Raw genomic sequence first — 12,656 nt, forward strand, 5'->3', positions numbered from 1 at the left:
CGATGAGTCGGCGAGGAGTCCGGCCGAGCAAGCTGTTGACATGCCGCCAACTGCGCCTTATGATCGTTTTATGAACCCATTCCTTACGTATTCCGCTCACCACCACGCTTCGTCGCATCCGCGGCTGGGAGAGCTATTGCTAGGTGATTGAAGCCCTATCACACAGAAAGCCCTCCCAGCGCCGCTGCGAGGGCTTTTTTGTTTTGCGGTGGTGGATTGCGACGAGCGCAATGCACTGCTGAAGGTATAGGGAATCACCATGGAATTGAAAATTGAAGCGCAGGCCAGGGGCGTGCGCATTATCGCCGGCGAAGAAGCAAAGGACCGCCGCGTATTGCTCAATCAACTGATCGACATCGCCGAAGCGGCGGGTTTTGCAGAAATCGTGTTGCCCTCGGTGGAACCGTCCAGCGTCTACGTCGACAAGGCGGGGCCTGAAATTCTGTCGCAGATGTACGTCTTCCCGGACAAGAAAGACCGCTCGCTGTGCCTGCGGCCGGAGGCAACGGCGACAGTCCAGCTGATCGCGGACAAATACTATCCGCGCCAAAAGAATGTGAAGCTGTGGTATTTCGAACGCTGCTGGCGCTATGAACGGCCCCAGGAAGGACGCTACCGCGAGTTCTTTCAGTTCGGGCTGGAGGTATTAAATCCGGACTCCGATAACACGCGCGATGAACTGATTGCGCTCGCTGAAAAAATGATCAGGCTCAAAACCGAAGAATACGTCCTCGCGCGCGCCGTCAAGCGTGGGCTCGATTACTACACCACCGACGGATTTGAAATCGCCGTGCCGGCGCTGGGCGCGCAGAAACAGGTGGTCGGCGGCGGCACGTATCGACAGGGGATTGGCTTTGCCATCGGTTTTGATCGGTTGATGCTGTGTAATCGACCTCGGTAAGGCTGCACCATTCTTGAGGAGGCGGCACAACGATCAAGTCCGGCATCGATCCGACAAAACAGATAGTATTGTCGTCATCATTTCCGAATATCATGATTCTGCGATGGCACCCTGTGGTGCCGTCATCACTCGGGCGAGGCTTGATGCGTGATATCTCAGAAGAAGAGGCTCTTCACCTGACAAGCCGGCCGCTTGTGTGCGAAGAGTCGCCGCCATGGAGCCCACTAAAAGTTCAGCCGGGCACGGTCTCGCTTGGTGTCGGGGTACTCGACGAAGAGGGAGTTGGCGTTCAGATGTACGTAGAATTGTTTTACAGACATAGCCAAAAAACAAACTTTACATCATACAAGTTCACTCTTTTCAAGAGACATGGATACGGCAAAGATCGTGTGTATCAGCTTGACGTAACTCACACACGTAAGCCTGTTCGAGACTCGCACACGCTTTCGCATGAGCATATGGGTGCATCAAGAACGCGAGGCGATACGAGTTGGGCCAGTTGGGGCTATGATGACGTGTTGGCGCACTTTTGCAAGCGCACCAACATCACCTTTCGGCCTCTGCCGCCTCACCCAGAACACTTTCAACTGACGGGGGATTGATGATTTGCTCTTCTATTTCCCGTTTGATCGGTTTCACATGTCATCCGCTCAACGATGACGGCAGCGTCGCGATGATCGACTCGCCTTTCGCATTTCCTGATGGGGATGATATCCCTGTGTTTGTAGAGAAAACTGCAGGAAGAATCCGTTTTTTTGATGATGGTGGAGCCATCATGCACTTGCTCGGACGAGGGGTGTTATTGGATGACCATAGGAAAACCCGGTTCATCAAACATCTCGCCGAACCGTACGGTGTATCGCTGACCGACAGGGGCGAATTGGAAATTTGGGCAAAGGATGAGGACGCGCCGTCAGCTTTTTCCAAATACATTTCGAGCATGCTTGCGTTGTCGAGTTGGGAAAGGGATCAGGACGGCGTGGCCACAGACGCGTCTCTTTTTCTCGACGAGGTTGCCATGTGCTTGAGAGCATGGAAATCCCCAGCTCTCGTAGATGATGGCCGGGAGTATGTTGGCATCTCAGGCCATGCCTACAAGATGGATTTCCAATTTGACGGGAATCCGGTCATTGCGATCGGTACTCACCCGGCAACGGTGGGCGCCACAGCGAAAAAACTACTGGATATTCGCGCAGTCACCGGTAACGAGAAGCTGAAAATTTTGCTGATCATTGACGATCGTCGAGATGCAGATGCTGCAAAAGCCGAAGGTCTTATCCTTGATTCGCTAAGTAACGTGATGATGATGACGCACTTGCAGCGCAACGCCCAGATCATTCCGAACGCGACTCATTAATTTGCTACTACTTTAGCGCCTGTCGACGACCCCGAAGCTAATTGCCGGGCGCCCTGCTTAAATACGCGAGATTACCTCACATGACACAGGTGAAATGCAGTGTCGTTTGCGGAAACTGGCCGAAGGAACGCGGTGTATCACTCTCCTTCGTAACCTGCATGGTTTTGCCCTGTCCGGAGCAAAACGACCCAGCCTCTTTCAATGTCGCCGCCTTCATCGCGCCGAGTGAAGCGGCCGGGCTATTGTCTTCACGGGCGAACATATAGGCGTCCTTACCGGCCGGCACCACGCCCGTGGTGGAGGCGCATCCGGTCATTACAATGGCGGCAGCCAGGCAAAGCAATTTCATAATCCGTCCTTCTTTTCGATTGTAGACAAGTGTCGTGTTACGGGCTGAAAGCAATCCGTCGCAAATATGAGTGCAAGCTTGCAGCCGATTGATACAGTGGATGTACGTCAGGAACCCGCCCCAACCGGTTACCAACAACCGAAATTGAAAAGGCCAGCACGGTGTCTGGCCTAAGTCATTGATTCTATTGGTCGGGACGGAGTGATTCGAACACTCGACCCCTTGCACCCCATGTCAATCTTCCCAAGTCCAATAAAGTCCAATATAAACCATTGCGAGAATTATAGTCCTTATAAAACAATGACTTAATTATTTTCTCAGTCCAATAGCATCCAATCAAGTACACTACGTTCCACGAATATTTAAGGCATATTTAAGGCACGGATTCCGCATGGGAAAAATGACAGCACAGCAGGTGGCCGCACTTCGGCCACGAGACCAGCCATACAAGCAGAACGTGGACACCGGTCTCCAACTGCGTATTGCGGTGAACGGGGTCAAGGTATGGGTGGTGCAGTACGTGGTCGCCGGCAAGCAACGCGAATTGCGCCTTTCACGTCCCTACGGCATATCGACCAACGACGCATCGATGTCATTGGCGGACGCGCGAAATGAGGCGGCCAGGATACGGACTTTAGCGCGGGAAGGAGTGGACATCCAGGTCCAACAGGAGGAAGAGAGGTTGCGCGAGTTGCAGATCCTGGCTGAGGCCGAGGCTCAACTTGCAAGCACGCAAGCGAAGGAAACGACAGAGAACCTCTCGGTTGCGCAGATGTTCGATGCCTGGCTGCTCGATGGCGTGCGCCGCAAGGACGGCAACGCCGAGCTGCGCCGCTCGTTCAGCGCGGACGTGCTGCCAGCGATAGGTGCCATTGCAATCAAGGATCTGACGGAGCATGACCTGCGAGGCGTGCTACGCGTCATGGTCGCGCGCGGCGTGAACCGGGCGGCCGTCATGGTCCGGAACAGCCTGACACAGATGTTCGCCTGGGCCGAGAAGCGGCAGCCGTGGCGCAAGCTTCTAATCGACGGAAACCCGATGGAGCTGATCGAGATCGAGAAGATCGTCGCGCCGGACTACGACATGAGTAACGAGCGCGATCGCATCCTCGCGGACGCCGAGATAGCGGAACTCCAAGCGGTATTCGACAAGTTGCAAGCCGAGTACGACGCGGCAGCGGACAAGCGCTACGGCACGCAGCCGGTCGCGGCCACCACGCAGCGCGCGGTCTGGATTATGCTGTCGACACTGTGCCGGGTTGGTGAGATGAGCATGGCCAGGTGGGAGCACGTCAAACTGGACGCGGCAGAGTGGTTCATTCCGAAAGAGAACGTCAAGGACAACTTGGCCGATTTGACGGTATACCTCTCCCCTTTCGCGCTCGACCAGTTCCGCCAGCTGCACCGGGTCACTGGCCATACGGATTGGTGCTTCCCCGCGCGAAATAACGAAGGCCACGTCGATTCGAAATCGATCAGCAAGCAAGTTGGGGATCGGCAATCGATGTTCAAGAAGGCCAAGGATGGCGGCCCGCGCGCGCCGATGAAGAACCGGCGCCACGACAACACCCTGGTGCTCGGCGCCGGAAAAACCGGGGCATGGACGCCGCACGATCTCCGCCGCACCGGCGCGACGCTGATGCAGCGCTTGGGCGTTTCGCTCGACATCATTGACCGGTGCCAGAACCACGTTCTACCCGGCAGCAAGGTTCGCCGGCACTACCTGCACCATGACTATGCCGATGAGAAGCGGGACGCATGGAAAAGGATTGGCGAACACATTGAGACGATACTGAGTTAAGCGAAGGTCTTGCATCCGCCATCATGCGGGCAAAATTACACGCAGCTTTCGGGTAGAAAATATTGCATTAATCGCAACCCGGATCACCTTGCGCTCGTCGTCAGTCAGCAGGCCGATATCTCGCTCGATTCCATCGGAAAATTCTTGCGTAGGGCCCGAAATTGATGGCACAGATGTGGCGCCGAAACGAAGCCAAGCAGGGTCAACGTCTAGCCATTCGGCCAGCGCAACTAGCTTGTCTTGCGTGGGAATCGCCTCTCCCATGAGCCATTTCCGCACTGCATGGCCCGTAACCGACAAATGCGGGAAGCGTGCATTAAATTCCTGGGCAATCGCTGTGGGACTCCGACTATACGACTCGCGTGCAATCGCAGTACGCAGGCGACGGCCGAATTCAGATCGGGAACATTCTGGGGTGGTGGGTTTTTCCATGATTTGATTGTCATCTTTTTGTTGTAAATATATTACGATCATATCGACGGATTTCGGTACCTACGGTGCTCCACCTAACTCAACTTGCCCGCCCTCGCCGGCTTTGCATAAGCCATGACCCAGCGGGCATAAATTAGACAATTTTCGACACAAACCGCACCACGATCATGCGGCGGCGCCAGCAGGGCAGTGGCATGCAGGCCGCTCAAGCAGGGTCGTCCAAGCACATGACTGCGGTGCGATCGCTCCCCGCTATTCGTATTGAATTGACCACAAGCTTAACAAATAACTACTCATGTGGAAAAAAGCAGGTCGAACCCTGTAACATCGGCGCTTTACTCACTAACACAAAGGAGACATCATGATTCGCAAACTAGCTGCACTTGCTGCCTTATTGTCGCCGCTTTGCAGCGCGCACGCCGAGCAAAGCACTTGGTCATTCGCCTATACCGGCTTTGATGTCGCCACCATTAGCTGGCACGGCGAAACCACGAAGTGGGATGCCGACGCTAACATCAAGGGCACGTTCAGCGGCACCGACAGCAATGGTGATGGCAAGCTAGTGTTTTCCGAACTGAGCTTGCTTCAGGTCGGCGGTTTTGACTATGTCGGCTGCACATGGGGAACGTGCCTTTCGGACTATACCTTCAGCTACACCCCGAACGGTCAGCTCGATTTCAAAGTAAGCCGCTATAGCAACGATCCGGAGGGCTATGTTTTCTGGTCCACGGTGTACGAAAGCGGCACGAGTGCGGAGTTCATGCAATACGCCTTGGGCTCGCCCAGCGGGGCGCGCTATGCTTGGACGCCGCAGACGACCCTGTCGATCGCCGCAGCTGTTCCAGAGCCATCATCATATGCCATGGTTTTGGCAGGCTTGCTACTGGTAGGCGTCGCAGCCCGCGTCCGTCGCGCTAGGTAAGGCGGTGTTGGCGCGACAAATTTAGCGAGCTCGACAAGCGCCTGCTGCCTTGATCGCCACCAGCTCGGCCTCGCAGCGCCGGTAGTGCGCCAGCAGCTCGGCGCTGACCATCTGCAGCGGCGAGTTGCTATCGTCCACCCTGGTCATCTCGAATAGCAGCGTGCCAAGCAGGCGAAATGCTACCAAGCGCACGACGCTCATGCAGACGTCGGTCGATTTTTGCGACGGTAAGATCGTCGGGTAGCGTTACGTTTCCCAGTGAAGTGGAGGCCGCCTGTCAGTGCGCCGATGGCAGGCGCAGTACGGGGCATCGAAACCGGCTGGCAACACATGAAGATTTATTGCCTGATATATAATGTCGGCAGTAAATTTTCAATGCGAGGCAATGATGACAACAGAAAGACGTTACGACAGAACAACTGCCGAACACATCAAAACAGCACTTCGCGCTCAGAGGCAATTAGGTTTTGAGCCTGCGTTTCTTGTACTTCGCGCGCAGGGTGTAGACGTGGATTTAGCGAGAGCGGTGCTCGGAGAATGCAAAGACCGCCGAAGCAATACGCCTCCAGCACAGACATCCGTCCTGCCCTCCAGCGGACAGTCCCGACTCGATGGCTCAGCTAACTAATCGGCTGTAGCGCCGCAAGAATAGTATGGATGTCGGCCGGTTTGACAAGGTGGAGATCGAAGCCCGCGCTTGTCGTTTGCTCTCTGGTTGCAGCGTCCCCCCATGCCGTAAGGGCTACTACTTGGGTATGACGAAGCGCGGGCAATTGCCGAAGTTCCTTAGAAACTTCAATGCCGCTCATCCCTGGCATACCAATGTCCAAAAAAATCGTGTCTGGTACAAGGCGCGCAGCAACGGCGAGAGCGGACATTCCGTCGTATGCAGGGACAGCGTGGTGCCCGCATAACGTCAGTATCTCTACAAGCGCATCCGCAGCTTCACGGTTGTCATCCACCACCAAAATACGTATCAATTTGACATCCCTCATCTGCTTTGTTTAACTTATAGTATACCTATCAGAATTTAGTAAGCGCGCCCCCTTGACTTACGTCAAGCCGCGTCGGAGCTCCGTGGTGCGCAACACATGCTGAACTAAGGTGTGGCAGATCGGAGGAGGGCTGAGTGGCGATGTGCATTTGCGAACAAACTCCTGTCCTAGCTCAAAAATTCAGCTAAGATCAGTAAATCGTCAAGATTGCTCCGCACATCTGCGATTGCCACTGTAGAGATACATTGGCGTGGAGATTGCCATGACTGCAATGATGCACGCATTTTTGTCCAACAATCGAGACGAGCTAACTAAACGTTGCCAGGCTAAGGTAGGTGAACGTGCAGGCCGTTCTGCAACTGAGCTCCAACTAAAGGATGGCATTCCTTTGTTTCTCGATCAGCTGATCCGAACTCTTGAAATTGAACAGACTTCAACCCCTTTCGATAGTCGGCGAATTTCGGGGCCGGCAGGAGGAGGAACTGCCCTGTACGAAGTCAGCGTGTCGGCTGCTCAACATGGTAAAGACCTACTCAATTTGGGCTTATCAGTTGATCAGGTAGTACACGATTACGGAGACCTGTGCCAAGCAATTACCGACCTAGCGGTAGAGCGAGATGCGCCATTCCAAGTTGATGAATTTCGTACATTGAACCGCTGCCTCGACAATGCAATTTCAGACGCCGTGACGGAATTTAGCTATCAGCGCGACGCGCTAAATACGGACGCACATGCCGTCGAGTCGAACAAGCGCATTGGCTTCTTTGCACATGAGTTACGCAATCATCTAAGCACAGCATCTATGGCCTTTGCCGCCGTTAAAGCTGGCAATCTTAGCTTTAGTGGCTCTACTGGTTCGATCTTAGAACGGAGTCTACAGGCGCTTGACAAACTGATTGCCAGCTCAATTGAAGACGTCCGGACATTCGGCAAAAATAGCCTAATTTTAGATTCGTTTTCTCTCGCTGATTTCATAGCTGAAATTTATGCGGCAGCATCACTTTCCATTGGTAAAAATGGATGCACTTTTAGAGCCCCGCAAGTTGACCCTGACCTAGCCATCAATGGCACTCGGGACTTGTTGATGGCCGCAGTTGCAAATTTACTGCAAAACGCCTTCAAATTTTCACAGCCACAAACCGAAGTTTTTCTAACTGCATATGCGGCGGGTGAGCGCATCATCATTGATGTGAAAGATCATTGCGGGGGACTTGGCCCTGGTGTCGCTGAAAGCATGTTTCTTCCGTTCTCTCAAGCTGGCAAAAACAGGACAGGCATCGGCTTAGGACTGACGATCGCGAAGCAAAGTGTCAACGCAAGCGGCGGCACACTTACAGTTGAAGATATCCCTACCATCGGCTGCGTTTTTAAGATCAGCTTGCCACGACATGCCTTGCCAACTTGATGTGAATAAATTCCAATGCGATTATGAACATCGGCATCGCCCAAAACCGCATTCTGCCCTGATGTCGCACGCTAATGCATCCTAAGCACGATTTTTTAGTCTACTGGCTATTTACTGCCGCTCATAAGCACCCCGCGATGACGGCTTCCAACTGCGCCTCGTACTTGAGGTGCACGGGCAGATCGCGCGCCAGGGCGAGCACCTTCTCGCCGTTGCTGGCATCTGGCGCCAGGGTGCGCGTGGCGAACGTCGGCCGCTCAGGCGTGCCAGTGACACACGACCGGTAGACCGGCACCTTGACCTCTTGCACGGCGGGCGCCGGGCCAGCGCAGGCGGTGAGTAATAGCACGAGGCCGATCAACAGGTGGCCGGCCAAGAGTGAGTGCCCATGCGGGCTTCGGGGCTTTTGCCCCCTTGCGGGTGGCCAGCGCAGGATGCGATAAATTGGCTTCATTTGACGGACTCCAGGATGACGTTCACGGCCGGCATTGCCTCGTCGCAGGTGGTGGCGCGCGCTCCGGCAACCTTGGCCAGCGCGGCATCGAAGCGCTTGCCGGCGACAGCGGCCTGCTGCTGGGCGGCCTGGCCGCGTGCGTCGGCCTCCAACTTGGCGGCGCCGGCGGCAGTCACAACGCCGTTCTGCCGCTCGATAGCGAGGCGCAGGGCGGCGCTGGCAGCCTGCTCGTCCTTGAGGTCGGCCAGCGCCTGGTCGCGCGCACTGGCGATCATCCACCAGCCGGTACCGCCTGCGGACACCACCACAATCAGCACCACAAGCAGCACGATGGCCGCGATCTGCCACAGCCCGCCCTTGACGCTGGCGGCCAGCGTTTCGACGGCGCTCATTGGGCCGCCACGCACTGCGCATGCGAGCGCTTGCGATCCGCCCACAGACCGTAGCAGCGCTTGTTCGGGCGCCCCTCGATCAGCGTCGAGCAGTCGTAGCCGGCGGCGAACCGATACAACAGGATCGCATCGCACGCGGCCCGGTAATCGCCGGCGGCGAGGCGGCGAGTCAGCGTCGAAGGACCGGTGATCCGGCCGGTCTTGTCGACGGAGTAGCAGAAGTTCGTCGGCCCGATGTTGTAGGCCAGATCGACGTACACATCGTATTCCGCCTGGCTCAGCGGCGCGCGCACGCATTCCTTGACGGCGCCCTCGTAGGTCCGGACGTCGAGCAGCGCGCGCTGGGCCGCCTTCACCGGCGTGATGCGGTCGCCGGCCTTGACGCCGCCGGTGGTGCCGAAGCCGATGGTGGGCACGTCGCCCTTCGTCGGGACGACCACACCGTCGGTGTAGCCCTCGCGCGTTAGGATGCCCACGAACGCGCCGGCGCTCAGCACCAGGCCAGCGATGCCCAGGCGGATTCTATTTGTCGTTGCCATGAAGTTCTTTCTGCGCCAGAAGGCGCGACACATTTGCGAAAATGGAGACAGCCGCAGCGCCGCCGGCGAACATGCCGTTCGGCACACCGGCTGGCTGCCAGATGGCCACGACCACCTCGGCGGCGCCGAACAGGGTCGCGGCCACGTTGAACTTCACGCTCCAGGCCTTGGCGAGCACCGTGCGCCAGTTGGGGACGAGGATCATTTGCGGCTCGCGCGCTCGAGCGTTTCCAGGCGCATGCCCTGGCCGTCGATGATTCGCTGCATCGAGTACTGCATTTCCTTGATGGCGTCGGTGCGCGTGTCCCGGTCGTCGACGCGCTTTTCCAGCTTGGCGATATTCAGAATCAGCGTGGCCTGGTCGGCACGCAACAGGTCGAGCTTCGCCTGAGTCTTTTCGGTGTTGTTGGAACTCGTCATAGCGAAGCCGCCCAACGAGAGAATGATGACGCCAGCGGTGCTAATCAGCCAGGTAAGCGGAAGTTTCGTATCGATGATGCGCGGTTGCGGAACGGATGGGTCCATGTGCAGCTTTCAATAAAAAGGCCACCCGAAGGTGGCCTGTGGTGGAGCGCATGCGATCAGTCGATGGTCGCGGCGGTGATGAACAGGGTGTCAATGTCGGCCGGCGTCAGCTTCAGCATTTGCCGGATGCCTTCGACCAGCCAGTGGTCGCGCCGCACGTTCTGCGCGTATTCGAGGTAGGTGCGCGCCTGCTCGCCATCAACGCCTGGCATCTCATCGACGAAAGCCTGCACGGCAGCCATGTGGCCAGCGGCGTTCAGCGCAAGGCGGGCATTCAGCATCGGCACGGATACCGGCACCACTGGCACAGCGGCAGCGGCCCGGTCCGCGAGCACCTGCGCAATTTCATCATCGGTCATCGGGCGAGTGAAATTGCCAATTTCGCTATCCCAGCCGCATACAATATATTCTTCGCTCATCACATCACCTTATTGTAGCCGTACACTTCAATACTGCCTTTTGCAAGAAACTTCGAAGAGCTTCCGCTAACAAATAGGCGGAATCCGCTGATGGCGCTAGCTCCGGTATAAAAACCATATGTATTATCAAAAATCGCTCCTACCCCAGTAGACGTCGACAACGCGGCCCCTCGGCTAATCCATCCTTTTGCCGTATTAGTCCCATTTGCATTGAAGATTTCGACCTCTGCGCAAATGGAAGTATTGAAAAGATTAGCTACGGCCCTACCTGCTGTAGCCGCAGCATTTGTATTCGTAGTGCCAGGCCCATTTTGTTGAAAATAGTTATATCTGGTATTGGCGTCGATAACCCCGGCGACAGCAAACCGAATATTGACATAGTCACCTGTTGCGCTCGACCCTTCCATCGTACGAACAATAACTTTATAGTTGTCGTATGCTGACGTGAAAACATTCAATAAATCGATAGTAAGCGCATTATCTGCCGGGGTAACTGATGCCAGTAAAACGAGCGCAGTATCGGTCATTAATGCGACCCGGCCATTTTTATCGGGCATTTGCCACTCGCGTGTTACTCCCGTCGAAATAAGATCGGCCTTGAATTTGCCTTGCTTCGTATTATCAGCAGCATTCTTTACCATCGAATTCGCATCCGAGAATGCCGCTGTGGTGCCGATGGTGGCCGCGCTGGCCGCCGCTGCCGCGCGATCCTGCCCGGTCTGCACGCGGTCAAGGCCTGTCTGCACGCGGTCCAATCCAGTTTGCGTGCGGTCTTGGGCAGCGCTATTTGCGAAGCCCATCGCCTCAAGCGCATTTTGATAAACGTTCGCTGCCACGGCGGAAAATTCGGTGCGGGCCGCTACCAGCCAGTTGATGAACGCATCGACTCGACTTGAAAACGTTGCACGATCACCGCGCTGGATCGCCGGCGTGGGAACTGGCGTAATTGTTGGTGGGATCTGGACAGCCATTAGATAAAGCCTTTCACATCGAGGTTAACAGTGCATTCGTCGGGGCCGTCGTACGACAGCGAGGGCGTGCCGAGCCCGAATACTCTGAGAGGCGAGTAGTCGGCAAGGTCTGTGGCGATCCACACGCACGGGACCGCCTGAACGCTTTTCAATGTGGCGTGGACCGTGTTTGCCTCGGCTATTCCGAGCTTCGCGGTCAATGCCATGTCGGTCGTGTTTGCACCGGGTGTAATCGTGGTGCGTCCGAATCGGTCAACGTCGATAAAGCTGTAGCTGTTCGGCGTGACCTTGGCGCCGTATTCCGTCAGCCCGATCGGCTTCATGTCGCCCAGGGCGATCAGGCCACATTTCACCGGCCCCGTCACCTTCGTGAGCGTAATCGTGATCTGCGAGTTGTTGAACGCCTCCAGGCCCGTCGCGATAAAGTCGGTCTGCGGCTTGAAGCGGTCAAAAAAATACTCGTAGTAGTCGGCCGGCTGGGACGCCTCCAGAGGGCCGCTGTAGCTGTAGATCACACTCCCGCCGGGGCGATCCAGCACCGTGATGCTCAAGGTATCGGCATCCAAGCCAAACAGCGCGACGGCGTTGAAACTACCAGGCTGCAGAACGACGGACAGTGGCGACGCAATCGCGCATTGCGTCGACACGAACGCATCGAAAAGCGCCCACCGGTTGGTCGGGCCTTGGTCGACCCACCAGGGCACCGCGCCGAACTGGTTGATCAGATCAGTAGGGTCGTGCCCGACGTTAGCCGAAGCAGACACGCTCTCGTAAATCCGATGGGTGACGGTGCTGATGCAGCGCTGCCCGAGGGTGTACGACGTTGCAGCGCTGTAGACCGCGTAATCGGTCTCGGGCACGGTAGAACTAATGATCATGGCGCCGGTAATTGCTACCGGCGCCAGGACGCTACAGGGTTGACTCATGCGGGCACCGCTTTCGTTCTAACTACATTACCGCCGGAACTGACGTTATTGAACTGCTTAGCAAACTGGTCGGTGCTACCGGCCGTCTTGTCGGTCGACACAGCAGTCCGCTCCAGCGGCGCGCGCAACTCGGTCAACTCGCGCCGGACCTCGCGCAGCTCCGCGACAACATCAGCGTTACCACCGCCGCCCAGCATCGAACGGGTCTGGCTGGCGTTGAAAATACGCGACGGGCCGGTAGCTTCAAGCTCCGGGCCATTCTCACCAA

18 protein-coding genes are annotated in these 12,656 nt (G+C 56.4%); 5 read left to right on the plus strand and 13 right to left on the minus strand.

The genetic code is table 11. From position 1 onward, the window contains the following. The first annotated feature begins 265 nt into the window (after window positions 1–265). Window positions 266–901: an ATP phosphoribosyltransferase regulatory subunit gene (locus F2P46_RS32605; protein WP_166898262.1), complete on the plus strand. Its 636-nt coding sequence runs from the start codon at window positions 266–268 to the stop codon at window positions 899–901. A 529-nt stretch (window positions 902–1,430) separates the two neighbouring features. Beyond that, window positions 1,431–2,258 (plus strand): DUF1828 domain-containing protein, encoded by an 828-nt coding sequence (locus tag F2P46_RS32610; protein ID WP_166898263.1) that lies wholly within the window; start codon window positions 1,431–1,433, stop codon window positions 2,256–2,258. A 76-nt stretch (window positions 2,259–2,334) separates the two neighbouring features. Here the strand turns inward: F2P46_RS32610 and F2P46_RS32615 are convergent, their stop codons facing one another. Then, window positions 2,335–2,607: a hypothetical protein gene (locus F2P46_RS32615; protein WP_166898265.1), complete on the minus strand. Its 273-nt coding sequence runs from the start codon at window positions 2,605–2,607 to the stop codon at window positions 2,335–2,337. A 391-nt stretch (window positions 2,608–2,998) separates the two neighbouring features. Between F2P46_RS32615 and F2P46_RS32620 the strand changes: the two genes are divergently transcribed. After that, window positions 2,999–4,408, plus strand: a complete 1,410-nt coding sequence (locus tag F2P46_RS32620; RefSeq protein WP_208296866.1) for a site-specific integrase — start codon at window positions 2,999–3,001, stop codon at window positions 4,406–4,408. Between the two features lie 21 nt (window positions 4,409–4,429). Here the strand turns inward: F2P46_RS32620 and F2P46_RS32625 are convergent, their stop codons facing one another. Then, window positions 4,430–4,882 (minus strand): transcriptional regulator, encoded by a 453-nt coding sequence (locus F2P46_RS32625; RefSeq protein ID WP_166898266.1) that lies wholly within the window; start codon window positions 4,880–4,882, stop codon window positions 4,430–4,432. Window positions 4,883–5,201: 319 nt separating this feature from the next. Between F2P46_RS32625 and F2P46_RS32630 the strand changes: the two genes are divergently transcribed. Beyond that, window positions 5,202–5,762 (plus strand): PEP-CTERM sorting domain-containing protein, encoded by a 561-nt coding sequence (locus F2P46_RS32630; protein WP_166898268.1) that lies wholly within the window; start codon window positions 5,202–5,204, stop codon window positions 5,760–5,762. 21 nt (window positions 5,763–5,783) lie between these two features. Here F2P46_RS32630 and F2P46_RS32635 read toward each other — a convergent pair whose 3' ends face one another. Both F2P46_RS32635 and F2P46_RS38915 read right to left on the minus strand, forming a co-directional pair. Next, window positions 5,784–5,963, minus strand: a complete 180-nt coding sequence (locus F2P46_RS32635) for a hypothetical protein (RefSeq protein ID WP_166898270.1) — start codon at window positions 5,961–5,963, stop codon at window positions 5,784–5,786. Between the two features lie 419 nt (window positions 5,964–6,382). Beyond that, window positions 6,383–6,757, minus strand: a complete 375-nt coding sequence (locus F2P46_RS38915; protein WP_166898272.1) for a response regulator — start codon at window positions 6,755–6,757, stop codon at window positions 6,383–6,385. A gap of 262 nt (window positions 6,758–7,019) precedes the next feature. Here F2P46_RS38915 and F2P46_RS32645 point away from each other — a divergent pair, with 262 nt between their 5' ends. Next, on the plus strand, window positions 7,020–8,162 hold the full coding sequence (locus F2P46_RS32645) for a sensor histidine kinase KdpD (protein ID WP_306667728.1): 1,143 nt from the start codon (window positions 7,020–7,022) through the stop codon (window positions 8,160–8,162). A gap of 121 nt (window positions 8,163–8,283) precedes the next feature. On the opposite strand, the gene F2P46_RS32650 is transcribed toward F2P46_RS32645, so the two are convergent. From F2P46_RS32650 to F2P46_RS32690, 9 genes are all read right to left on the minus strand, one after another. Continuing rightward, window positions 8,284–8,616, minus strand: a complete 333-nt coding sequence (locus tag F2P46_RS32650) for a hypothetical protein (RefSeq protein WP_166898274.1) — start codon at window positions 8,614–8,616, stop codon at window positions 8,284–8,286. Further along, complete coding sequence (locus F2P46_RS32655) at window positions 8,613–9,008, minus strand: hypothetical protein (protein WP_166898276.1); 396 nt, start codon at window positions 9,006–9,008, stop codon at window positions 8,613–8,615. The genes F2P46_RS32650 and F2P46_RS32655 overlap by 4 nt, the downstream gene beginning before the upstream one ends. Further along, window positions 9,005–9,547 (minus strand): glycoside hydrolase family protein, encoded by a 543-nt coding sequence (locus F2P46_RS32660; RefSeq protein ID WP_166898278.1) that lies wholly within the window; start codon window positions 9,545–9,547, stop codon window positions 9,005–9,007. The genes F2P46_RS32655 and F2P46_RS32660 overlap by 4 nt, the downstream gene beginning before the upstream one ends. Beyond that, a complete protein-coding gene (locus F2P46_RS32665) occupies window positions 9,531–9,752 on the minus strand; it encodes a hypothetical protein (RefSeq protein WP_166898280.1) in 222 nt (73 codons plus the stop codon). Before F2P46_RS32665 ends, F2P46_RS32660 begins: the two co-directional genes overlap by 17 nt. Further along, window positions 9,749–10,072, minus strand: coding sequence for a hypothetical protein (locus F2P46_RS32670; RefSeq protein ID WP_166898282.1), 324 nt, complete (start codon window positions 10,070–10,072; stop codon window positions 9,749–9,751). Before F2P46_RS32670 ends, F2P46_RS32665 begins: the two co-directional genes overlap by 4 nt. Window positions 10,073–10,128: 56 nt before the next feature. Next, window positions 10,129–10,491 (minus strand): hypothetical protein, encoded by a 363-nt coding sequence (locus F2P46_RS32675; protein WP_166898284.1) that lies wholly within the window; start codon window positions 10,489–10,491, stop codon window positions 10,129–10,131. Then, window positions 10,491–11,462 carry a hypothetical protein gene (locus F2P46_RS32680; protein WP_166898286.1) on the minus strand — a complete coding sequence of 324 codons (972 nt, stop codon included), beginning with the start codon at window positions 11,460–11,462 and terminating at the stop codon, window positions 10,491–10,493. The genes F2P46_RS32675 and F2P46_RS32680 overlap by 1 nt, the downstream gene beginning before the upstream one ends. Then, window positions 11,462–12,340: a hypothetical protein gene (locus F2P46_RS32685; RefSeq protein WP_166898289.1), complete on the minus strand. Its 879-nt coding sequence runs from the start codon at window positions 12,338–12,340 to the stop codon at window positions 11,462–11,464. Before F2P46_RS32685 ends, F2P46_RS32680 begins: the two co-directional genes overlap by 1 nt. 44 nt (window positions 12,341–12,384) lie before the next feature. Further along, a partial coding sequence (locus tag F2P46_RS32690; RefSeq protein ID WP_208296867.1) for a hypothetical protein occupies window positions 12,385–12,656 on the minus strand: 272 nt, incomplete at its 5' end.

Origin of the sequence: Massilia sp. CCM 8734 (genome assembly GCF_011682155.1) — a bacterium.
Taxonomy (GTDB): domain Bacteria; phylum Pseudomonadota; class Gammaproteobacteria; order Burkholderiales; family Burkholderiaceae_D; genus Telluria_A; species Telluria_A rubra.

What these genes read in the sequence shown, in the direction of transcription:
- F2P46_RS32615 (WP_166898265.1), bottom strand. Translation starts at nt 2,607, where the DNA reads ATGAAATTGCTTTGCCTGGCTGCCGCCATTGTAATGACCGGATGCGCC.
- F2P46_RS32620 (WP_208296866.1), top strand. Translation starts at nt 2,999, where the DNA reads ATGGGAAAAATGACAGCACAGCAGGTGGCCGCACTTCGGCCACGAGAC.
- F2P46_RS32625 (WP_166898266.1), bottom strand. Translation starts at nt 4,882, where the DNA reads ATGATCGTAATATATTTACAACAAAAAGATGACAATCAAATCATGGAA.
- F2P46_RS32630 (WP_166898268.1), top strand. Translation starts at nt 5,202, where the DNA reads ATGATTCGCAAACTAGCTGCACTTGCTGCCTTATTGTCGCCGCTTTGC.
- F2P46_RS32635 (WP_166898270.1), bottom strand. Translation starts at nt 5,963, where the DNA reads ATGAGCGTCGTGCGCTTGGTAGCATTTCGCCTGCTTGGCACGCTGCTA.
- F2P46_RS38915 (WP_166898272.1), bottom strand. Translation starts at nt 6,757, where the DNA reads ATGAGGGATGTCAAATTGATACGTATTTTGGTGGTGGATGACAACCGT.
- F2P46_RS32645 (WP_306667728.1), top strand. Translation starts at nt 7,020, where the DNA reads ATGACTGCAATGATGCACGCATTTTTGTCCAACAATCGAGACGAGCTA.
- F2P46_RS32650 (WP_166898274.1), bottom strand. Translation starts at nt 8,616, where the DNA reads ATGAAGCCAATTTATCGCATCCTGCGCTGGCCACCCGCAAGGGGGCAA.
- F2P46_RS32655 (WP_166898276.1), bottom strand. Translation starts at nt 9,008, where the DNA reads ATGAGCGCCGTCGAAACGCTGGCCGCCAGCGTCAAGGGCGGGCTGTGG.
- F2P46_RS32660 (WP_166898278.1), bottom strand. Translation starts at nt 9,547, where the DNA reads ATGGCAACGACAAATAGAATCCGCCTGGGCATCGCTGGCCTGGTGCTG.
- F2P46_RS32665 (WP_166898280.1), bottom strand. Translation starts at nt 9,752, where the DNA reads ATGATCCTCGTCCCCAACTGGCGCACGGTGCTCGCCAAGGCCTGGAGC.
- F2P46_RS32670 (WP_166898282.1), bottom strand. Translation starts at nt 10,072, where the DNA reads ATGGACCCATCCGTTCCGCAACCGCGCATCATCGATACGAAACTTCCG.
- F2P46_RS32675 (WP_166898284.1), bottom strand. Translation starts at nt 10,491, where the DNA reads ATGAGCGAAGAATATATTGTATGCGGCTGGGATAGCGAAATTGGCAAT.
- F2P46_RS32680 (WP_166898286.1), bottom strand. Translation starts at nt 11,462, where the DNA reads ATGGCTGTCCAGATCCCACCAACAATTACGCCAGTTCCCACGCCGGCG.
- F2P46_RS32685 (WP_166898289.1), bottom strand. Translation starts at nt 12,340, where the DNA reads ATGATCATTAGTTCTACCGTGCCCGAGACCGATTACGCGGTCTACAGC.